Source organism: Endozoicomonas arenosclerae (assembly GCF_001562015.1).
Classification (GTDB): Bacteria; Pseudomonadota; Gammaproteobacteria; order Pseudomonadales; family Endozoicomonadaceae; genus Endozoicomonas_A; species Endozoicomonas_A arenosclerae.
In genome coordinates, this window is record NZ_LASA01000077.1 from 16294 (window position 1) to 37144 (window position 20851).

The 20851-nt window shown below is 48.3% G+C and carries 18 protein-coding genes and 1 riboswitch; of the genes, 10 read left to right on the forward strand and 8 right to left on the reverse strand.

The genetic code is table 11. The annotated features are described in order from the left end of the window. Positions 1-98: 98 nt before the first annotated feature. The gene (locus tag WG89_RS11755; protein ID WP_172806796.1) at positions 99-2312 is read left to right on the forward strand and encodes a vWA domain-containing protein; all 2214 of its coding nucleotides are present in this window, start codon (positions 99-101) and stop codon (positions 2310-2312) included. Between the two features lie 40 nt (positions 2313-2352). On the opposite strand, the gene WG89_RS11760 is transcribed toward WG89_RS11755, so the two are convergent. Next, positions 2353-3522 (reverse strand): pyridoxal-phosphate-dependent aminotransferase family protein, encoded by a 1170-nt coding sequence (locus WG89_RS11760; protein ID WP_062266063.1) that lies wholly within the window; start codon positions 3520-3522, stop codon positions 2353-2355. A 204-nt stretch (positions 3523-3726) separates the two neighbouring features. On the opposite strand from WG89_RS11760, the gene WG89_RS11765 reads away from it, so the two are divergent. After that, positions 3727-4437, forward strand: a complete 711-nt coding sequence (locus tag WG89_RS11765) for a DNA-3-methyladenine glycosylase I (protein WP_062266066.1) — start codon at positions 3727-3729, stop codon at positions 4435-4437. Here the strand turns inward: WG89_RS11765 and WG89_RS11770 are convergent. Continuing rightward, positions 4431-5438 (reverse strand): hypothetical protein, encoded by a 1008-nt coding sequence (locus WG89_RS11770; RefSeq protein ID WP_062266069.1) that lies wholly within the window; start codon positions 5436-5438, stop codon positions 4431-4433. The genes WG89_RS11765 and WG89_RS11770 overlap by 7 nt on opposite strands. 417 nt (positions 5439-5855) lie before the next feature. Here WG89_RS11770 and WG89_RS11775 point away from each other — a divergent pair, with 417 nt between their 5' ends. The 5 genes from WG89_RS11775 (at position 5856) to WG89_RS11795 (ending at position 11680) form a co-directional block, all read left to right on the forward strand. After that, a complete protein-coding gene (locus tag WG89_RS11775; RefSeq protein WP_062266072.1) occupies positions 5856-8291 on the forward strand; it encodes a DMSO/selenate family reductase complex A subunit in 2436 nt (811 codons plus the stop codon). A 14-nt stretch (positions 8292-8305) separates the two neighbouring features. Then, positions 8306-8926 (forward strand): DMSO/selenate family reductase complex B subunit, encoded by a 621-nt coding sequence (locus WG89_RS11780; RefSeq protein WP_062266075.1) that lies wholly within the window; start codon positions 8306-8308, stop codon positions 8924-8926. 2 nt (positions 8927-8928) lie between these two features. Continuing rightward, positions 8929-9774, forward strand: a complete 846-nt coding sequence (locus WG89_RS11785) for a dimethyl sulfoxide reductase anchor subunit family protein (protein ID WP_062266077.1) — start codon at positions 8929-8931, stop codon at positions 9772-9774. Between the two features lie 78 nt (positions 9775-9852). Next, on the forward strand, positions 9853-10512 hold the full coding sequence (locus WG89_RS11790) for a TorD/DmsD family molecular chaperone (RefSeq protein ID WP_062266081.1): 660 nt from the start codon (positions 9853-9855) through the stop codon (positions 10510-10512). Positions 10513-10726: 214 nt separating this feature from the next. Then, positions 10727-11680, forward strand: coding sequence for an AEC family transporter (locus tag WG89_RS11795; RefSeq protein ID WP_062266084.1), 954 nt, complete (start codon positions 10727-10729; stop codon positions 11678-11680). Positions 11681-11696: 16 nt separating this feature from the next. On the opposite strand, the gene WG89_RS11800 is transcribed toward WG89_RS11795, so the two are convergent. After that, entirely contained in the window at positions 11697-12890 is a 1194-nt protein-coding gene (locus WG89_RS11800) for a hypothetical protein (protein ID WP_062266088.1), read from the reverse strand. Between the two features lie 142 nt (positions 12891-13032). Between WG89_RS11800 and WG89_RS11805 the strand changes: the two genes are divergently transcribed. Beyond that, positions 13033-13545, forward strand: a complete 513-nt coding sequence (locus tag WG89_RS11805; RefSeq protein ID WP_062266090.1) for a lactoylglutathione lyase family protein — start codon at positions 13033-13035, stop codon at positions 13543-13545. Here the strand turns inward: WG89_RS11805 and WG89_RS11810 are convergent. Continuing rightward, positions 13533-14153, reverse strand: a complete 621-nt coding sequence (locus WG89_RS11810) for a hypothetical protein (RefSeq protein WP_062266093.1) — start codon at positions 14151-14153, stop codon at positions 13533-13535. The genes WG89_RS11805 and WG89_RS11810 overlap by 13 nt on opposite strands. Before the next feature lie 195 nt (positions 14154-14348). Here WG89_RS11810 and WG89_RS11815 point away from each other — a divergent pair, with 195 nt between their 5' ends. After that, positions 14349-14942, forward strand: a complete 594-nt coding sequence (locus tag WG89_RS11815; RefSeq protein ID WP_062266096.1) for a TetR/AcrR family transcriptional regulator — start codon at positions 14349-14351, stop codon at positions 14940-14942. Positions 14943-15211: 269 nt separating this feature from the next. On the opposite strand, the gene ribB is transcribed toward WG89_RS11815, so the two are convergent. Then, entirely contained in the window at positions 15212-15865 is a 654-nt protein-coding gene (gene ribB, locus WG89_RS11820) for a 3,4-dihydroxy-2-butanone-4-phosphate synthase (protein ID WP_062266099.1), read from the reverse strand. A 119-nt stretch (positions 15866-15984) separates the two neighbouring features. Further along, positions 15985-16138, reverse strand: a riboswitch (FMN riboswitch). Positions 16139-16279: 141 nt separating this feature from the next. Here ribB and WG89_RS11825 point away from each other — a divergent pair. Beyond that, on the forward strand, positions 16280-17260 hold the full coding sequence (locus tag WG89_RS11825; RefSeq protein ID WP_172806797.1) for a protein-tyrosine phosphatase family protein: 981 nt from the start codon (positions 16280-16282) through the stop codon (positions 17258-17260). Here the strand turns inward: WG89_RS11825 and WG89_RS11830 are convergent. From WG89_RS11830 to WG89_RS11840, 3 genes are all read right to left on the reverse strand, one after another. Further along, entirely contained in the window at positions 17257-18123 is an 867-nt protein-coding gene (locus tag WG89_RS11830; protein WP_062266105.1) for a hypothetical protein, read from the reverse strand. The two genes, WG89_RS11825 and WG89_RS11830, sit on opposite strands and share 4 nt — an antisense overlap. A 101-nt stretch (positions 18124-18224) precedes the next feature. Beyond that, positions 18225-18833: a hypothetical protein gene (locus WG89_RS11835; protein WP_062266108.1), complete on the reverse strand. Its 609-nt coding sequence runs from the start codon at positions 18831-18833 to the stop codon at positions 18225-18227. A gap of 81 nt (positions 18834-18914) precedes the next feature. Next, positions 18915-20792, reverse strand: coding sequence for a hypothetical protein (locus WG89_RS11840; protein WP_062266111.1), 1878 nt, complete (start codon positions 20790-20792; stop codon positions 18915-18917). Between the last annotated feature and the right edge of the window lie 59 nt (positions 20793-20851).

Here is a 20851-nt window from a genome sequence, read left to right on the forward strand (position 1 = left end):
GATCATCCTTCTGCCTTGTTGAATAGTCATTCCTTTCTATATTCACGGCGCTGCAGCACTCGAAGCTTGCTTTATAAACGTTTTGGGTGGGTCAAAGTATGAAAAGCATCACGCTGAAAAGTTTGTTTTCCCGATGTTGGTTATTGGAATACCAACGTTTGATGAGCAGGAGACTGAAAGGTTTCCTGTTGTGGTTACGGCTTTTATGGTCGGAACAAGGGTTGAGATACTGTCTGGTCTGTGTAGCTCTGGTGCCGGTGGATAGCTGGAGTTTTGGAATGGTTTTCTCACATCTTCCTGTGCTACCTGGCAGTGGTGGATCGATGGGGATGCCTTTGGTTCGGGGGCAGCCTTTAGATCCGGTTCAACTGTTCAAATTGCCGGAGTTTCCTGAGCAGGTGGGTCTGGGGAGTGTGCTCCTGCCGCCGGATGATGATCAGGAAGTCGAAGAGTATTCCCGGGAGGAAAAGTCGCCGTCGGTGACCATACTGGTCAGGAGTTCAGAACCAGTATGGGAACAAAAGCGTTCAGAAGACAGGGAGCGGCTGGAGGCTTTCAAGGAAGAGGAAGTTCCCGTCAAAGAGTTTGATCTGGATTTGTATGAGAGGGAGGACAATTCACCCTTATCTGAAGTGGAGGGAAAGTCCAAAAACTACGATTCCGGGAATGAAGACTGGTTGGAAGATTCAGATAATTTCAGAGAACAGCAGGCTGCTCTTTCCCGACAGGCCAGAAAATTTCAGGAGAAGCAGCAACAGGCTGACAAGGTCAAAGCTCCATTTGAATCCAGGGATGAATCCACTGATCTTGATCGGGAAAAACTGGAAGCTCATGCCAGTAATGATCTGAGTACCGAGTTTAAGCCGGATACCAACCATGTCTGGAAAGGGGAGTTGGACGGCATGGTTTTTCTTCCTGGCAATAAACCCGATGCAGAGGGTGGTTCAGGTGAATCCGGTCAGATGAATGGCAGTAATGATCCAAGTGCACCACCTCCTCAGGACGGCATCAGTGAGCCGCCTCCTGATTACAATTCAGTTGTGCAGGGGCAGGGTTATGTTGCTCCGCAAGCATTGGAGCGGCAAACCATTGTGATACGCAATGGGGTATTAGTGCATGAGCCAAGCATCCCCGTAGCGGTTGACCTTCAACAGGTCATGGCTGTGAATCCCGAGCTGGCACAACAAAGTGATTTCCTGCAAAGAATGCCGCCTTCTATAGGACGATTACAGAATCTGGGGGCGAACCAGGGGGCGGTTATTGAAGCTACCCGTAAACTGGAAATTCCTATCGGTATCACCAATAAGTTCTCAAAACTGCAGGAGTACCACCTGGATCTGATAATAGACAACAGTGGATCAATGAATGAGAGCGATACCGGATTGTCTGCAACTCCGGGAGGGTATACCCAGCTGACACGTATGGAAGAATTGAAATGTCGGCTGAAATCGATGGTGCCATTGCTGGCTGCTGTTTCAACTCAGGGGATTACGGTGAGGTGTCTGAATGTTTATGAGCCTCAATGTATCCCGGGTCATTTGCCGATTGCCGATAAGGAATGTGCTCTGAACTCAATCATTGACAGTCTTCAGCCCTGGGGGGGAACACCTCTCAACAAAGCGGTTCGGGACAGCTTTGAATCGGCAAGAAGAAACCGTCAGCAAACGGTTGCCTATATCTTTACGGACGGTGAACCTTCTGACTATGGAGAAGGTGCTTCTGGTGCCAAAGGGTTTATAAAAACCATTCAGAAGATACGTCGTCAGGAGTCGGCAGACTTTTACCCCATAGGGATGATGGCCTGTACGGATAAAAAGAGCTGCATTAAATGGATGAACTGGCTGGACAATCATCGTGAGCTTGGACGCATTCAGGTGATGGATGACTATTTTTCGGAGCGCAAAGAAGTCTACGATCAGCATGGTGGGGTGATTCCCTACACCCTGGGTTTGTATATGGCAGCCAGTCTTTTGGGGCCTGTTGATCAGATGTTGGACAACCTGGATGAGAGTGAGATCTTCCGCAAGCACGAGGTTGAGGAGCTGATGGGGTTCCGGATCAGTCAGGAAGAGTATCAACGCTACTATCAGGGAGCGAGGGAAGCCAGAAACAACAAAAAAACCTGGGGCAGGGGCCGGCATCCGGTGGATGAGTTGAACAGGGAGCCTCTGGATTTGATGGGCCACCGTTTATACCGGGTAGTAGACGGTTTCATGGTATCCGACACGGATTCTGATGAAGACGATTTTTCAATGGATGTGGATGAACCACCTATGCCTAATGTTGAACAATGTCCTTGTGTGATTTTATAAAATTATGTCTCCCTCACGGTAATGAGGGAGACGTATTCCGTCAGTTCTGTGAGCGATAGAATGCCAGAGCGGCTGCCGCTCCGTTTTTATCTGATCCCAGTACTGCCTGCAGGGCACCCAGGCAACTCAGAACATTTGTCTGGCTCGCGCTGCAGCCCATAAGGCCAATACGCCAGACCTTGCCAGCCAGATCGCCAAGGCCTGCACCAATTTCCAGATTGTACTTTGACAACAGTTCACTTCTTACCTGAGCGTCGTCTACTCCTTCTGGAATCTTGACGGCGTTAAGCTGGCTCAGACGCTCATCTTCAGGAACAACGAGTTCCAGTCCCATAGCTTCAAGCCCTGTGGCCAGAGCATCGTGATGCAGTTTATGTCTGGCCCATGCGTTTTCGATGCCTTCTTCCTGAAGAATGACCAGTGCTTCATGGAAGGCATACATGGCATTAACGGGGGCAGTATGGTGATAGGCACGCTTAGTGCCTTTACCCCAATAGCCCATGATCAGATTCATATCCAGGAACCAGCTCTGAACTTTATGCTTACGATTGGCAATTTTATCCACAGCCTTTTCACTAAAGCTCACAGGAGAAATGCCCGGTACACAGGAAAGACATTTCTGGGTACCGGAATAAATAGCATCAATGCCCCATGCATCCACTTCCAGCTCGGAGCCACCCAGGGAGGTGACCGCATCGACAATGGTCAGACAGTTGTTGGCTTTAGCTAAGCGACAGAGTTCTTTTGCATCAGAACGCGCGCCTGTCGAGGTTTCTGCATGGACAAAGGCCAGAATACTGGTATCAGGGTGTGCCTTGAGCGTTTTTTCTACTTCTGCCACATCTACCGCTCGGCCCCACTGACCCTGAACCAGAACCGGTTCACCACCCGCTCTTTCTACGTTTTCTTTCATCCTGCCGCCAAAAACACCATTGACGCAGACCACCACTTTGTCGCCCGGTTCTACCAGGTTAACAAAGCAGGCTTCCATTCCGGCTGATCCCGGAGCGGATATCGGCAAAGTCAGGGGGTTGGTGGTTTTGAAAGCGTATTGCAGCAGCTCTTTGACTTCGTCCATCATCCGGACAAACTCGGGGTCGAGGTGGCCGATGGTTGGGCGTGACAGGGCTTCAGTAATACGTGGGTAGACATCTGAAGGGCCAGGGCCCATCAGGGTTCTTTTGGGAGGGTGGAATGATTGGATGGTCATTTTTTTATTTCACTGTGGACAATCATTTTTAATTTATTGACCTTTTGGTCAATAAAATGAAGTAGGTGCCTTCATTTAATACACACTTTAACCGGCATGTTCAATATCCATATTCAATTTAGGCTGTGTCCTGTTTACACTGACAGTCCTATTCAGACCCTGGGCGTTCAGGGGTATTATCTTTGCTGAGGAAGCACCGCACTCATGAAACCTGAAAGCTTTGACATTATTTTTGAGCGAGCTTGCGAGCGCAAGGGTGGAGAGGCCGCTGTGGAGTCTCTACTGGCCAAACCTTTATCCAGCGATCAATTGCGGGCCATTGCGGATGATCGTTATCTGGCAGAACTGACTCGTAAGGTGTTTCAAAGCGGTTTTGTCTGGAGGGTTGTGGATCAGAAATGGCCGGACTTTGAAGAGCTGTTCTGGGGGTTCGATATCGAGAAGCTGCTGATGATGCCTGATGACATGCTTGAGCGCAAAGCCTCGGATCCCAAAATCATTCGACACCTCAAAAAGGTCTGGAGTATTCGCGACAATGCCTTGATGATCCGTGACGTACAACTGAGAGAAGGCAGTTTTGCCGAGTTTGTTGCGAACTGGCCCGAAGACAATATTATCGGGCTCTGGGCTTATCTGAAAAAGCAAGGCAGTCGTCTGGGTGGAAACACCGGGCCTTATGCTCTGAGAGCCATCGGTAAAGACACTTTTCTCATGACCCGTGATGTAGAAGGCTACTTCCGGGCCATGAAGATTATTGATGGCAGTGCAACCAGCCAGAAAAGTCAGAAAGCGATTCAGTCCTTTTTTAATCAGCTACGTGAGAGCAGTGGCCGATCCCTGACAGAACTCAGTCGCATTCTGGCTTTTGGCGTTGGCGATAATCATGTTCAGGCGCTGACTGATATGGCTCACTGAATGCAATACAAACCGTTTTTGTCACCAGCAATTTTCAGCCCTTCATCCAGGCATTTTTGGGGTTCGTACAAAGCCTGATAGTGCATTGTCGTTTCATCAGGAATTTGAACACGAGTGATCAACAGCTTATGAAGAGTGTCATAGCCTACATACTCGTGGTCTTTCGGGACGGAATCTTTCCATTTGTCATCCTTCCCTTTGCAGAGGTAGAAACCTGATGTTCTGAAGTAGATGGGGAGTAAACCGTCTATTTGCCGAGAGTGATCCGCAGTGGCAACATAAATGTAGTCGCCATCCGCACTGGCACATTCATAGTGTTCAGCTGGGAGATGGTTGATATTGTAACTGCCCAGTAGTCTGCCAATATAAAAGCTGTATTGAATCAGTGAGGCAAAAGTGCTTCGGCAAACCAGTTGGCCATTGAAGTTAAGCAGCCCTTGGTTAGCATCACAGACCTCAAAGGTCGGCATGATGGTTCTGATTTTTTTCTTGCTGATGGATTCGCATTCCGCTTCTATCAATCCAGTGTCTCTTGTTAGATACGTCCTTTTAAAGTCGCAGGTACCTGGTATATCACTGGCATGGTTGAGAGCAGGCGACTGCCAGTTATAAAAAGGTATCCAGGCTGAAGGCCGGTACCAAGCATCTTCACTGTCAGCGTTCTCCAATTTGAGAGAGGTTATGTACTGGGAGGCCATCATCCTCTGACCCGGCTTGAAAACCAGCTTGTTGCCTGCCAGCTGAATATCAAACCCTCTCTCCACAAAATGGCATGTGTTTTCTAGACTGCTAGTGCCGTATGTAATGACTTTGCCTCTTGCTTCAGTAGCTACTTTAATTTCCTGTCCTTTTTGACCCTTGGCTTTTCTGAGCTGGAGTTCATTCAGATAACTGCCTCGTGGGTAGGCAGAGTCTGCTGTTGTACAGGATGAACTGGCACTGACTTCAGCGGTTAATGCAGAAAGGCAAACAAGAAATAGGCTTGAGGAAAGGAGCTTCATTGAGGAGCCTGTCAGGTAAATGCTGACAGTATAGTCAGAGATAAATTAACGCTGACTAATTTTCTATGAACAAAGAAATCAGTTTACGAAAACAGTCGTCAAGCTTCGTAAAATAGAACCCTGAAAAGGGCAAATAAGTAAATTTTCCAGTTGCAAAAAAATAGTTAGTTAATATCAAAATTTATATGTTAATTATTTGATTTGTATCAACCGCCTTCCTTTTTTATCCCCCGTAAAATTGGTTGAAAAGTATACCTGAATAGCTCATTCACATTTATTGGTGGGTGTCTGCTTCCGGCTGAATCATAACTATACGCCCATTGAAGTTTATAAAACTCCGCAGAGAGTTGCCAAACCTCAGCCAAGGCATCATCAACAGCCGCAGCGTCAGGTTTCACTGGATAGCGGGAAATATCAATGAAAAGCTGGCTAGAAAACACTCTTGTTTCGCCCATCAAGCGGCGAAGTTTTATGAAGTGGGGTTCTGCTGTGGGCGGAGCTGCTGCTGTATTGGGGTCGGGGTTGCCCCTGAAATCCATTGCCCGGATCAATCCGGAAAAAGCGGCTGATACGGTGACCAAAACCACCTGGTCGGCCTGCATGGTGAACTGTGGCAGCCGTTGTGCACTCCAGGTGCATACACAGAATGGCATGATCACCCGTGTAGAGTCTGATACCACCGGTGATGACAAAACCTTTGGTCAACATCAGATTCGTGCCTGTCTGCGGGGCCGCTCAATCAAGCATCGGGTTTATAACCCGGATCGCCTGAAATACCCGATGAAGCGTGTGGGAAAACGGGGTGAAGGCCGTTTTGAGCGTATCAGCTGGGACGAAGCTCTTGATCTTCTGGCCAAGCAGCTTAAATACACCATCGACACTTACGGCAATGAGTCGATTTTCTTCACTTATGGAACCGGCACCCAGGGCTACAGAACCGATGGCCAGCATGCCATGAAGCGGTTAATGAATATGCTGGGTGGCTACCTGAATTATTATGGTAACTACAGCTGGGGACAGATTCAGTTTGCGTTGCCGTTTACCTATGGTTCCATCAAGCCTTCTGCATTTGGTAGTTACACTTCTGAAATTGAGAATGCCAGGTTGCTGGTGATGTTTGGTTACAATCCAGCTGAAACCCGGATGAGTGGTGGTGGCGAAATTTACGAACACACCCATGCACTTCGCAAGAGCGGTGTCCGGACCATCATCATTGATCCTCGCTATACCGATACCATGCTGGGCAAGGAAGATGAATGGATTCCTATTCGTCCAGGTACTGATGCGGCTTTGGTAGAAGGCATTGCTCATGTATTGATCAAGGAAAACCTGGTCGATCAGGCATTTCTGGATAAATTCTGTCAGGGGTTTGACGAGAAAACCCTGCCTGACAGTGCGCCTGAAAATGGTCACTACAAAGCCCATATTCTGGGTCAGGGTCCCGACGGCATAGAGAAAACACCTGACTGGGCTGCAGGTATCACAGGCATTCCTGCCCATAAAATCATTCAGCTGGCCAGAGAGATGGGCACAGCCAAACCTGCTTACATTGTTCAGGGCACCGGTATTCAACGTCAGGCCAATGGTGAGCAAAGTGCCCGTGCTATTGTGATGCTGCCCATTCTGACCGGCAACATTGGACTGCCGGGTACTCATACCGGGGATATGCCTGCAAACTTTGGTTACCCTGTGCCTACGCTCCCGATGGATCCCAATCCGGTTAAGGCATCTATTCCATTCTTTAAATGGACTGATGCGATTACCCGTGCCCATGAAATGACCGACAAGACGGATGGTATTCAGGGTGTGGAAAAGCTGAATGCGCCCATTAAATTCCTGATCAGTTATGCCGGCAACATGCTGATTAACCAGCATTCCGAGATCAACAAAACCCGGAAGATTCTGGAAGACGACACACAGTGTGAGTTCACTCTGGTGATCGACAACCATATGACTCCGAGTGCGCGCTTTGCAGACCTGTTACTCCCTGATGTAACGACACTTGAAAATACTGAAGTGAGTTCAGATGGTTATGCTTCTGGCTCCATGGGCGCTGTCGTTCCTCTGGTTCCTGCCATCAAGCCGATGTATGAATGCCGCAGCGCATACGACATCTGTACTGGTCTGGCGGAACGTTTTGGTATCAAAGGCAAGTACACCGAAGGCCGAACCCATGAAGAGTGGGTTGAGTATCTCTACGCCGGTGCTCGCAAGAAAGATCCACAGCTACCGACTTTAAAAGATCTGCAAAAACAGGGACCTTTCAAGGTTACTGCTCCTGAAGATGAAAGAGTGGCCCTGGCTGATTTCCGAAAAGATCCTGCCAGGCATGCTCTGGGTACTCCATCCGGCAAGATTGAAATTTATTCCACCAAACTGGAAAAAATTGCAGCTGAATGGGAGTTGCCTGAAGGCGATGTTATTACGCCTCTGCCTCAGTACGTGACGACCTGGGAGAGTCATCTCGACCCTCTGACCAGCAAGTATCCACTGCAGCTGGTGGGTTTCCATACCAAAGGACGGGTGCATTCGACTTATCACAATATTCCTGAACTGCGTGAAGCGGTTATGGACGGTGTCTGGATTAATCCTGTGGATGCCAAAGCCCGGGGCATCAAGAACGGTGATTCAGTGAAAATCTGGAATGATCGGGGCGAAACCCGTGTTCTGGCCAAAGTGACTCCACGAATCATTCCCGGTGTTATGGCGCTGGGTGAAGGTGCCTGGTACAAGCCGGACAGAAGAGGTGTCGACCATGGGGGATCGATCAACACGCTGACCTCCCAGCGCAATACGCCCTTGTCGAAAGGTAATCCACAGCACACCAATCTGGTTGATATCGCCAGGGTCTGAAGGAGCAATAATCCATGACTCAATACGGATTCTATGTCGATACCAGCAAGTGTACCGGCTGCAAAACCTGTCAATTGTCGTGTAAAGACGATAATACTCTACCCGTAGGCGTCAACTGGCGCAGGGTTTATGAATACGGTGGTGGTGACTGGGTACAGCATGAAGACGGTACCTTCACCAACGACGTTTTTACATATTACATGTCCATCAGTTGTAACCATTGTGCGCAACCTGCCTGCACCAAAGCTTGTCCAACAGGTGCCATGCACAAGCGTGAGCAGGATGGTCTGGTGGTGGTCGATGGTGATGTGTGTGTTGGCTGTCGTTACTGTGAAATGGCCTGCCCTTACGGTGCCCCTCAGTACAGCGAAGAGAAAAAACACATGACCAAGTGTGATGGCTGTTTTGACCGGGTGGAACAGGGCAAGATGCCCATTTGTGTTGATTCCTGCCCCCTCAGGGCTCTGGAGTTTGGGCCGATCGGCGAGCTGCGTGAAAAATACGGTCACCGGGCGGATGTTGCCCCTCTGCCGGATCCGGCGCTGACCAACCCTTCACTGATCATTGGTMCCTGCCGTAACAGCCGCTTGAGTGGCGATACCACAGGCGCTATCCAGAACCCGACAGAGGTGTAACGATGCACAAATTACCACTCGTATTTCTTACTGTTCTGGCTCAGGGGGCCGTAGGAATCTTTATTTGCCTGGGATTGATTGAATGTCTGGCAAAGCCTGGCGAAAAAGCCATGACCCGGTCGTTTATCGCTTCGCTGGTCTTGCTGGGCGTTGCTTCAGTGGCATCGGTCACTCACCTTGGCCAGCCTTTCAGAATGTTGAATGTGATGTTTGGGCTGGAGCACCTTTCTGCTCTGAGTCTTGAAATTGTAGCCCTGAGTTTGTTTGGTGGTTCTGCCGCTGCTTATACAGGTATGAGATTGTTCAATCTTCTGCCTGGGCTTCGCAAACTGGTTTTACCCGTTGCTATGGTGTCAGGCTTCATCTTTATCCTGGCATTTACCAACGTTTACACCCTGAAAACTGTACCTACCTGGAACAGTGGCTGGACGTTCTTCCAGTTCCTGATGACCGCTGCGGTTATAGGTCCTGTAGGGGCGGCTGCTTTGCTGCGCTGGCAATCTGCAGAAGCGGGTAGTGTCCAAATGACAGCCGACAAGGCTCTGGCAACCGTTGGCTTAATGGCTCTGGTAGTGTCTGTCACCGGTTATGTGGGCTATCTGTTCTGGCTTGGACAGCTGGCTGTCCATGCAAATCCCCTGGCAGTCATGGATTACCATGCCGTTATGTCTATGGTCCGAATGGCTCTGCTGATGGGAGGCTTAATAGCTTCTGCCGTGTCTGCCATGCGTGGCAATCACAAGGCTACCGGAGTGACTGCAGTTTGCTTCCTGATGGTCATAGCTGCTGAGCTGATGGGACGTATTTTCTTCTACGATATTTACATCAGTGCCAGCTCCGGAATGTGATCCGAAACTAAACGACTATTGGCATTAGATCGACGGCCAGATGAAATCTGGCCGTCGTGACCAGAGGATTATCTCACTATGATTGAGCATCAGACTCAACAACTGGCCGGGTTGCACATTGCCAGTCAGTTTTTTTACCGCTTGTTCCATCAGTCACCAGACCCGATCTGGATTGAAAGCTTGAAGCAAGAGTCTCTGCTTCAGTACTGGCCCTTGGATCTCGATCCTGCCGATCAGAGTTTGCTAGACCAGTTCCAACAATCTCTTGAGACGGATATTAAAATTCTTGCCAATGATTATGCGGATCTGTTTGTTGGCCCCGACAAACTGCTGGCTGCTCCCTGGGCGTCGGTCTATCTGACTGAAGAACAGATAAACTGTGGTCAGCCAACCCAGTTGGTGAAAGCGTTCTATCGAGAGTTTGGCATTGAGATTGATACCGGAGAAACTGAGCCGGAAGATCATATCGGTTTGATGTTTGCTTTTCTGGCTCATCTTACCCAGGAAGCTCTGGCTGCGGCTGAAAGCAATGATCAAACTATTGAATCCTGGATAACGGCATGCCGGGCTTTTCTCGAGAATCATTTGTTGACCTGGGCTCCCCGCTTTCTGGAGCTGGTTCAGGAACATGCGAAAACTGACTTCTACAGGGACGGAGGCAGGCTCTGCACGATAACCCTGCAACAGTTTGCTGATTTCACCGATGCCGAGTACAAAATTGTCAGGTTGTTTCGTTGATTTTTTAGCCCGGAAATTTCATAAAACTAGAGAGAAGCCGACGAGCGATATTTGAATATTTTCGTACACATCAAAATTCCAGTATTTCTGCGGGCTTGAACCTGTTGAAAGCGACTTTATGAATTTTACGGGCTAAGCACTAGTGTGCTCATTGGTGGATGTCAGGCAGATGTTTTAAGATGGTCGGGTTTGGCTGACAAAAAGAAGTAAAGCTATGATTCTGGAAACACTGTTGTTCACAGCTGAAGTCACCCTGCCGGTGTGTGTTATGTTGCTGGCGGGCATTCTTTTCAAGAGAAAGGGTGTGATAGACGACCATTTCATCAGCGTTTCCTCCCGTCTCGTTTTTAACTTTGCCCTGCCTGCTGTCATATTTTTAAGTCTTTCAAATCTGGATCATTCTGCAGGACTCGACCCAACACTGGTCGGGCTGGCATTCCTGGGCTCTCTGGCTGGTTTTGTTCTGGCCTGGCTGGTTTCCCTGAGGGTGACAGACAAGAGAGAGGATCGGGGCGTCTTTATTCAGGGAGCAGCCAGGGGCAATCTGGCCATAATCGGCCTGGCTTTGGTGGCCAATATGTACGGAGATTCAGGGGTGGCCCTGATGTCTTTGATGATGGCTTTTATTATTCCTCTGTTTAATGTCTGTTCTGTTGTTGTTCTGGGCGTATATTCCAGGCAGTCAGGAACGTCGCTAAGTGTCAGGGGGCTGTTATCGGATCTGGTGACCAATCCTTTGATCATTGCGGTAGTGCTTGGGGTTACTGTCAGTTTCAGTGGAGTGGTTATTCCTTCGGTTCTGGATAAAGTCGGTCGCTATTTTGCTCAGATTTCCCTGCCTCTAGCTCTTTTGGGTATTGGTGGAACGCTCAGTATTCAGGCATTGAGAGAAACCAGCCTGGCCTCACTGTGGGCCTCACTGCTCAAAGTGGTATGGATGCCCCTGATTCTCGTGCCTCTGGCTTGGTGGATGGGTTATGACGGCATGGAACTGAGTGTTATTTTTCTGCTGTTTTCCTGCCCGACAGCGGTTGCCAGTTTTGTCATGGCCAAAGCCTTTAATGGTAATGCGCCTTTGGCGGCCAACATTATTGTGCTGACAACGCTGGGCTCATTGCCAGTGGTCAGTGTGGGTATCTTTTTTATGAGAACAGTAGGAGTGGTCTGATCATCAGACCACCTCATTATTTTTTCTCTTTGGAGGTAATACCGTCTCGATAGTTTGCCAGTTGGCTGGCCCAGACTTTTATTGTTACTTGAAGTGAACTTAAAGAGTTGCAGGCAGATTGACTGGCAGTCTGACCTTCGAAAAAAACCAGGTCATTCATACCAAAAGCGGCCAGGGTGTCTGAAAGTTTATTGCATGAGAATTCGAATCGTTTGTTTTGTAGAGCCTGTTCACTGAAATCACTAAAATGTTCATCTCGTCTGTCAGAGGCTTCAGACATTCTGTCACGACCCGCTTCCAGTGTATTTGCAAGACTCTGGTTCACTTTTGTGACCAGGGGCTTGGAAAGAGAATGGATCCCTGGTGCAGTAAGGAACTTTTTATTATCGAGCACAAAGTCACGAAGTCTGGTTTGGAGGTGTGAATCTTTTGAGTGCCTTTCACGTTCTTTCAAATACTGTTTTGATTTATCTCTTAAATCTTTTTCGTGAGGAAGAACCGTCCCTCTTTCAATAAAGGCTCTGGCGTCCTGTTTGAAATCTCTCCAGGCTTCTCTCAAAGGCTCAAATTCTTTAAATTTTTTTTCCATTTCTTTTACTTCTGGCACTTTAAAGGCAGGTAGAAACTTAGCCTGAACATCTTGCGGGGTATAATCGCCTGCATGAATCAGCTTGCCCTCCAATGTATTAATGCCTTGGAAGGCAACTTCATGAAGCTGAAGCCTTTCTTGTGTGGTGAGTCTGGGAACTGCAAGAAGTGCTTCAGTGTGCAGAGATGAACTGGATTTGGAAAACCGGCCAAGGTGTTTGGATGTTGTGCGTGAGCTAGCTCCACGTTCGAAGTTAGGATTCAATCTATTGCCAGCACTACTGGGTCTTGTTTTCTTTAAGGTAGGCTTTTTCTTTACTTCTCCATCGACTTCTTCATCGTCTGATGAACTGCTCTTATTCAGCTCTTCAGCCGAGCGGGTCATCCGATCAGGCAGTTTTTTTGCTGTAAGAGGGGTACCTGGTGTTGAGCTGGTCTGGGACAAACTCTCTTCCTTGATGTTTTCCAGGGCTGGAGTCGCAGAGTGTGTCCGACGGTGCTTGAAGTTACCTTCCTGAGGCTTGCTTTTATCCTCTGCATCACTGCCTTCAATCTTGATATCAGGCATGGAGTGGGTGCTGATTGTTGAGCCTGTTGAAGAAGTCGAGTCTGAACGGTCCATTGTATGATTCCTGCTGAGTCCTACTTTCAGTCTAGAAAAGTATTAGCGCCAATGGTTTGACTAATGTCCATGCTGACATCGTTTAACTGCTTGATTTTCAACTACTCTCTGACTGTTCCTTTCATTGTCTGAGGGCTTTCAGATGAGCAGTCAAAATCATCCTTATCCCCGTAATTTCAGTCATATTGGAATATCGGTACCCAATCTGGAAAAGGCGGTTGAATTCTATACTGAGGTGCTGGGCTGGTATTTGATCATGCCACCCACCGAAATTTCTGAAGATGATAGTGCCATTGGGGTGATGTGTACTGATGTATTTGGAGAAGGCTGGTCCTCGTTCCGCATAGCGCATTTATCCACCGGTGACCGAATCGGTGTTGAGCTTTTTCAGTTCCCGCAACAGCAACAGCCCGACAATAATTTCGAATACTGGAAAACCGGGGTTTTTCATTTTTGTGTTCAGGATCCGGATCTGGAAGGTCTGGCCGATAGAATAGTCCGTCATGGTGGCAAACAGAGAATGCCGGTGCGCTATTACTACCCTGGGGAAAAACCTTATCGAATGGTTTATATGGAAGACCCGTTTGGCAATATTCTGGAAATTTATTCCCATAGTTATGAATTAACCTACTCATCGGGCGCTTATTCTGGATGATCGTGCAAGTCTTTCTGGCTATCAAAGTTAATGTGTAACTTGTTGCAGTTTGGGTCCTCACATTCGCCGTCATAGTAACAAATGCAGATTTCTGTATTGATGCTGCCATCCATTTTATAGAACTGTGGACTGTCTTTGACCTGCTTGATTTCTCCGGGAGTGAGATGGGTCAGATAACAGTGTGGGTAATTACATTGGTCATGCAGTAGTTGATTGATGCAGATATCGGCATAGCTGGGCATGGGGGCTGCGAGATTTGGCACCGCCTGGGCAATGGGTTGCAAGGCATTCTGGTTCCAGTGCTGAGGGCTGGGAAGAGGACTCCAGCCCGCCTCCAGTGTTCCTTCACCCCAATAACGCATGAATCGACCCAAAGAGTAATGTCTTACCCTGTCTTCCTGTATAGCCTCTGCGGGTATAGCCACCAGTCTGGTGAGATTGCCATTTCTCAGCAGTTGTTGAATCAGGTTCCTCTCATTGCGTGCGTATTCAATGACCAGCACTTTATTGCAGGGAAGGAGAATATACAGCGTTTTCCCAAGACAGGGAGCAGGCACTAAAAAAGCTGACAGCAGAGTCAGCCAGCAGGTAATCAGGATGACTTTCATTGGTGCTCTAAGATCAGAGAATGAACCACCTTTAATTCTGAATCATCGTTCCTCTTTCCATGGTTGATTTCGTTCTGAAGCCTTCTCCTGATAGAACATAATATGTTGACCAATTGAGCAAAAAGAGTTTGCAAGCAATACATTGCCGTCTATAACTAATCGCGTCAGTATAAATACTTATATAGAGGTTCGGTCATGGCCAGACCACAGCAGTACAACAAAGAGAAGGTGACTGATCAGGCAATGCACCTTTTTTGGAAACAAGGCTATCAGGCCACTCCAGTCAGTGACCTGGTGAAGGTCACAGGTGTACGTCCAGGCAGCCTCTACAGTGCTTATGGGAATAAAGAAGGTTTGTTGCTGGCAGCGCTTGAGCACTACACCAATGAGCTTGAAATCAGTGTTCGCCAGCACATTAATAACAGCATCACTGCAAAAGAAGGGGTTGAATCCCTGATGCAGAATATGATTTACGAAGCGACCGATAGCAGCAGCTCTGATGGCTGTCTGTTGATCAACACCCTGCTTGAAATGTCAGGCCTCAATGACAATGTTTGCAATCTGGTCAGCCAGTTACTGGTCAGAATGGAACAATGCTTTACTGAGGTTCTTGAAAGAGCTAAAGCGGAAGGTGATCTGTCCCAAGAGGCAGACTGTGAGCAGCTGGCCATCTTCCTGATGGGTATCGTCTGGTCCCTGAAGGTGATGAGTCGTTTGTCGCCGGAGTCCTGGCGTATGCAGGCTCTGCTGACTCCGGCAATGAAAGGTATGTTTGCCAGGGGTTGTTGAGGTTTTGTTTTGCGGCTCAGTGCTGCCGAAAAGCGGTCATATACAAGGCAGGTTGACGATGGTGTAGTTTTTCTACAGCAAGGAGACCTAACGCAGTAGATGGCCGCTTTTCGGAGCAGGCTACGCGCCCCGTCCGTAGGACAGTTTCTGGGGCATCCATTCCTGCGTTCCAGTAGTTTGAAAGACATTGAGTATTCCTGCACTACTGCGCCTTGCCCTGGATGCCCCAGAAACTGCTGAGCGCGAAAACAAAACCTCAACAGCCCCTATTAGGCGGTTCTTTTCTGTTGTCCCAGACGGTAGCTGACCAGGTCTTCAATGGTCAGTACCGGCATCTCATGATGTATGGCGAATTCAACCAGGGCTGGTAGTCGCATCATGGTCCCATCTTCATGAGTCAGTTCACAGAGAACACCTGCGGGCTTAAAGCCAGCCATTGTGGCAAGGTCAACGGTACCTTCTGTGTGTCCCCTTCTGTCCAGAACACCATTAGGGCGGGCTCTCAGTGGGAATACATGGCCGGGACGAGCCAGGTCTTCAGGACGACAATCGTCTTTTATAGCAGTTTTGATGGTGGTGACTCTGTCAGCAGCCGAAACGCCGGTAGTGACACCTTCTTTTGCTTCAATGGTCACCGTAAAAGCGGTTCCATAGCTGCTGGAATTGCTTTCCACCATAGGAGGCAGGTCCAGTGCGTTGAGCTTCTCATCGGTCAGACACAGGCAGACAATGCCACTGCATTCACGGATCAGCAGTGCCATCTGCTTTTCGGTCAGGGTTTCTGCAGCAAAAATCAGATCACCTTCGTTTTCCCGATCTTCGTCATCCACAAGAATGACGCCTTCGCCTCTGCGAAGTGCTGCCAAGGCTCTCTCTACACGTTGGAGTGGGTTGCCAAAAGGTTCTAATAAAGACTGATTCATGGAAAAAGCTCTTATAACGGGTTTACCAGAATCAGGGCACAGGAACGAACGCAGACAGGAACAAAAGCTCCTGTATAAGGTAGATATAGATATCCAGAGCAGCCCACAATGGGACTGTTCTTCATTCTCTTCCATCCGGACTATCACCGTCGGCTCTGGAGTCTCACCAGATCTGCTGACCCTGCTGTATGTACAACAGGCGCTCGCGGGCTTTTGCCTGAAATTCGGACAATTACCGCCGGTGGGGAGTTTCACCCCGCCCTGAGAATAAGCCAGTTCTTTTCTGACACGGCCATGCTAAGCGTGGATAAGGCAGTAAGCAAGTTTCTGTAAGAAATAATGTATCAGGGGAGGCTGGCCTCTGGAGTTAACGGAGCTATCGACGATATTTTATACAGGGATGCAGTGCATAGGGTGCCACCTCCACTCATGGGAGATGAGGTTATCGATAGAATCAACCCTGATCATAAGCCGATGGCTATTGTTCCTCCTCTTCAGGAAGGTCCTTCGAGTGCGGAGAGTGAAAACCCCGGGCGGCAGGTTACTTCAGAGACACAATCTGCCGTTCAGGGGAGATCTCTTCCTGAAAGAACAGTCGAGAAAACGGACAAGGAAAAAGTAGACACATTACGTGATGCTGCTGGCGCGATGTGGGGAGCTCTTCGTTCTGTCCCTTTACCTCAGAAAACGGGAAATCGAGCTTCTGGAAATATTCTCAATATCCATGATATTGGCGATCCGGGAGACATTTTTGCCCGGGTTTGCTCAAAGCCGGATCTTGACGAGTTTTTTCCATTCTGGAACTTTATCCTGAAAGAGCAGATCCCGGTGATCGTGAATATTAATGAAGAAGGCTTGAGTGGGGATTACTTTCCTGACCAGAGTCAGATTATCAGCAGTGGGTCGATCACTGTGACTAAAAAAACTTCAGAGAGCTTACGCTCAGAGAATATTCCAAGAAAGATTGAAAAAATCAAACTCAGGGTTAAAGAGGTGGGGCAACCATCATTCCGGGTCAAGCTCTACAAGATCACTGACTGGCCTGATGGTAGCGGTTATTCGAATTCGAAGCGTATCATTCATTTCTGCAAAAAGCTGATTTCCCAGAGACGTCCTCCTTTGATTCATTGCCAGGCAGGCCTGGGAAGATCCGGTGCATTGGTTCTGGTCATGAACCTTTTGTTGCTGGAAGGGGCAGGATTGCTGAACAAAGAAACGGGTGTGGCTAAGTTGGCTGAACTGATTAACCAGGCCAGAGTGGATCGCAATGATGACCGTTTTGTAACCACCCCTGACCAGTTTTATTTATTACTGCGGGTATTAAAAAGGCTGACTGGTCTGAGTTCTTCAGAGCTGGTGGATCAAGTAAACAACTATTGTGGATTGGAGGATTAAATTTCCCCAATCATATTTTTTAGATGGAAGCGTCCAATATCCAGCTCGGGTGTCCAGAAATCCACTTCATGGAGGTATTCCATCTTTGCGCTGAGTTTTTCAAGGTCGGCTTTAGTCGCTCTTGAACGGAACAGGGGATCATTCACCTGACGGACAATGCAGTCAGCATAAGCCTGATAAGTGGCGGATTTGTCTTCTTCAGGTAATCTGAGTGCTTGCTCAAGGTCCCTGTAAGCACCGGTGAAGTCGCCATCCAGCAACTTGTTTGCTGCCTGCTCGCGGAAAAATGCAGTGGTCACTGGGATGGCGAACAGGGCTAAATCTTTTGACCAGATATGCTTGAGTCGAAGGGCTTCCAGCTGTCGCATAATATTGCTCAGAGGAACCTGGCTTTCGAGTTCATGATTGAGCAGACCCAGCCAGGAGTTAATTTCCAGTTCATCTACGGTTTCTGCAAATTCGTGGGGTGCATCCTTGAACGACTTAAATCGTTCAATGGCTTTGATAGCTAAAGCATAACTCTTGTTGCTGTTGTGGATAACAACACTGATAAAGGCAGCTTTTCCGGCAATTTTTAATTTCTTTTTCTCTTTGGGGTCATCGCCCCATTGAACAAGAGCGCTTTGAATATCGGGATTGTTAGTATGGATGTATTCCAGTTCCTGATTGATCTGCTCTGGGGTGTAGTCATTCACCAGCATAAAGCAGAAGAGGAACTGCAGCAGTTCCGTTTGGTTCTGAGCCACAGCGTCTTTGATTTTCTGGCTGAGCTCAGCGCGGGTCATCTTCTCTGATAGTCCCGGGTATGGGCTGTTTTTGTCTTCTGACATAACGTTATCAATCGACTCTGCTGCTTTATTCATGGTCTGTTCCGGCCTGAAAACATCTAAAAGAAGCCCCCTGTTTTGCAGGGGATGTGGCTTATATCGGCCATTTTTCAGGTATCTGAGAGCAGCCTGTCGTCTCAGTGGTGTGAAAGGGATTGTTGAAGTTGTTCGCAGGCATCAAAAAAGAAAGGCGTATTAGCTGGAATTAATTCTCTGGCGTGACTTAATGAACTGAGTGCTCTATTACGATCACCATTGAGTTGAAATAAACAGGCTGAAAAAAACGATAATTTGCCATTATCAACCGACAGCCATCGGGCTGGCTGGTTTTCAATCCAAACAATTAACTCTTCTGTCCATTGGGTGTTATGGAGATGCAGTGATTGCAGTAGAGAAAGAAATGCATCCTGTGTTGCATTCAGTGCCAGCTGTTGGATCAGTAACCTTTGCAACCAGCATTGCACCAGTTGTTTGCTTTCAGGAGACAACAATCTGACAGTGGTCAGGTTTTCAGCCAGTCGTTCTGCTGAAACGCCATAATCCGGATAGTGATCCAGAAGCTCCAGCACATAGGCATAGTTGGATTGGGCACAGCCCATTTGCAGCAACATTTCCCATCTCCATACTCTGATGGGGGTGTGCTGTCCGGTTGTCTGTTGATCGGATTGATTCCAGTGAATGTTCAGGGAAGGTCTGAACAGGTTGAAATACAAACCGACTTCAAGTTTGCCCAGTCTGATTTTCATGCATTGAACAACAGGGTGAGAACAGTTCTTCTGGTTGTATCGGTGAGCAGTGAAGAGGTATGAGTGCTGGCTGATTTATGGTTATTTAGATAATTGCTGGTATTTCTCTACAATTTTTTCCAGGCTCTTTTTCTCTGTGGTCATAGTGTCCTGGACGCTACGGGGTACTTTGTTCATATTGATTTTGCCCATTTCGTTCAAGAGTTCCCGGGCCTGATTATTTAGATCTTCCAGTTGGCCTGCGGTTAATTTCTGGCTGGCTTCTCCGGTGGTATCTCTCAGCCGCAGTTCGGCAAACTTGTCTGTGACAGGATGGGCTGATTTCAACCAGGGCATACAGTGTTCAAGAGTGTGGGTAAAACTGTTGACCCTGACCGTACGAAAGACACCCTCGCCAAATTTTTTAGCCGTGATGTCTTCCAGAGGTACTTTTCCATAAGGAGTGCTGCCCAGATCAACTCTGTATTTAGCTTCTGTGGTGTCTTTGAGGTCTGCAAGCAACTCAGTGTATTGAGCGTATTCTGCTCGGGTGATGTCTTCCAACTGATCATTCAACCATCTGGACACCTCTGTGCCCGAGTGAGGCTCAAGATCCCTCAATGTCATAGGATCTAAATGGCCATGTTCTGATAAAGGCAACATCATCTGGCTCACTGTCGCCATCCGGACATTTCGGCCGAGCTGGTGCTGATCACAAAAACGATAAAAGCCGGTGAGTTTGTCCCCTTTCTGGAAAGCGATATCTTCCAAACGGCGCCGCAATTCCTTTTGAGTGTCTTTTGCACTGTTATTCTTGCTGAATATCGATGAGCCGGGCACTTCGTGGTTAAACCATTGTTTATCGACATTCGCCTTACTGGAAGCTCCTGTCAGTGCCATTGCCCTGAGGTAGCGTGTAAAGAACTTGGGCATTTGTTCTTTCCAGGGTTTATCCGCATTACGGGCAAGACTTTTGGCCATGTACTTGGCTGGAGCATCCAGTTCTGCCTTGCGTTTTCTCCTGCGGCCAGCGGGGATATCCAGAGAGACCTCACTCTTGATCGTCATCGGTTCAGGATGACTTTGTGGTGCTTTTTCCTCAACGCTCCCAGGCAGACTCTTTGGGCTGGCTTTGATCAGCTCCGATGCTTTTTCTTCCTGAACAGGAGGAAGGGGCTGTGACTGCTTCTTAAGCTCGACGCCTTTGTCTTCAGGTGGTTTATAGCCTGGCAACGAACTGGTTCGCACCGATGGTTTGGGGGGCACTTTTTTGACTGTTCGGGCTGGCTGTTCAGGACCCAGAAGTTTTGCACCCTCTGAGACCAGGCGTCGGTAAAAATGTTTCTGTAGATCTTTTATGGCAGCAGGGTCATTGGCCAGTTCTGGCTTTCCAAGATCTCTGGCGGCTTTATGAAGGGCCGATTCAATTTCAGAAAATTCATCATCACCTTCCTCAAGGGTGCTGGGTTTGAACTGTTCAATCAGTGCCCGGTAATCCTCCTGCTTGTTTTTTGACGATGAGAGAATGCCCAGATGATGATCCAGAAGCTCATGAGTGGCTTTCTGTATTGAGGAGGCATGATGAGAAACGCTTGCCAGAGGTGATGCGACTTTACTGATGGACCGGCTTGCCAGCGCTTTGGTTTCTCCAGGTCTTTCTGTGATGACCTGGCTTCTGGGGCGAATGCCTGAGCTTGGTGTTTTACCCGGTTGTTTTTCTGGTTTTGGTGCAGGTGGAGGCGGGGCAGGTCTTCTGGGTTTGGCAGATTCCCTGTTCAGCTGGTTTGGCATAGGAGGCATAACCTTGACGCCTCGCTCATAGATCGACTGTCTCCGGGGAGTCATTTGCTGTTCGAAAACGGGCATCTTTTTGACGACATCTTTCAGCGCCTCAACTCTGCCATTGTTCGAAACATGCCTTGTGCCTTGTGGCTGAATCCATTGTGGATCCTGACCCGAGGTTTTGTCGATCCAGCCCATACGATCCCTGTAAGCTGCTGTTTTACTGTCTATTAAGAATAGTCGAAGAGAATAGTTGT

Bases quoted from the DNA above. Each gene is read 5' to 3' on its own strand.
- WG89_RS11755 (WP_172806796.1), top strand. From the start codon at position 99: ATGAAAAGCATCACGCTGAAAAGTTTGTTTTCCCGATGTTGGTTATTG.
- WG89_RS11760 (WP_062266063.1), bottom strand. From the start codon at position 3,522: ATGACCATCCAATCATTCCACCCTCCCAAAAGAACCCTGATGGGCCCT.
- WG89_RS11765 (WP_062266066.1), top strand. From the start codon at position 3,727: ATGAAACCTGAAAGCTTTGACATTATTTTTGAGCGAGCTTGCGAGCGC.
- WG89_RS11770 (WP_062266069.1), bottom strand. From the start codon at position 5,438: ATGAAGCTCCTTTCCTCAAGCCTATTTCTTGTTTGCCTTTCTGCATTA.
- WG89_RS11775 (WP_062266072.1), top strand. From the start codon at position 5,856: ATGAAAAGCTGGCTAGAAAACACTCTTGTTTCGCCCATCAAGCGGCGA.
- WG89_RS11785 (WP_062266077.1), top strand. From the start codon at position 8,929: ATGCACAAATTACCACTCGTATTTCTTACTGTTCTGGCTCAGGGGGCC.
- WG89_RS11790 (WP_062266081.1), top strand. From the start codon at position 9,853: ATGATTGAGCATCAGACTCAACAACTGGCCGGGTTGCACATTGCCAGT.
- WG89_RS11795 (WP_062266084.1), top strand. From the start codon at position 10,727: ATGATTCTGGAAACACTGTTGTTCACAGCTGAAGTCACCCTGCCGGTG.
- WG89_RS11800 (WP_062266088.1), bottom strand. From the start codon at position 12,890: ATGGACCGTTCAGACTCGACTTCTTCAACAGGCTCAACAATCAGCACC.
- WG89_RS11805 (WP_062266090.1), top strand. From the start codon at position 13,033: ATGAGCAGTCAAAATCATCCTTATCCCCGTAATTTCAGTCATATTGGA.
- WG89_RS11810 (WP_062266093.1), bottom strand. From the start codon at position 14,153: ATGAAAGTCATCCTGATTACCTGCTGGCTGACTCTGCTGTCAGCTTTT.
- WG89_RS11815 (WP_062266096.1), top strand. From the start codon at position 14,349: ATGGCCAGACCACAGCAGTACAACAAAGAGAAGGTGACTGATCAGGCA.
- ribB (WP_062266099.1), bottom strand. From the start codon at position 15,865: ATGAATCAGTCTTTATTAGAACCTTTTGGCAACCCACTCCAACGTGTA.
- WG89_RS11830 (WP_062266105.1), bottom strand. From the start codon at position 18,123: ATGAATAAAGCAGCAGAGTCGATTGATAACGTTATGTCAGAAGACAAA.
- WG89_RS11835 (WP_062266108.1), bottom strand. From the start codon at position 18,833: ATGAAAATCAGACTGGGCAAACTTGAAGTCGGTTTGTATTTCAACCTG.
- WG89_RS11840 (WP_062266111.1), bottom strand. From the start codon at position 20,792: ATGGGCTGGATCGACAAAACCTCGGGTCAGGATCCACAATGGATTCAG.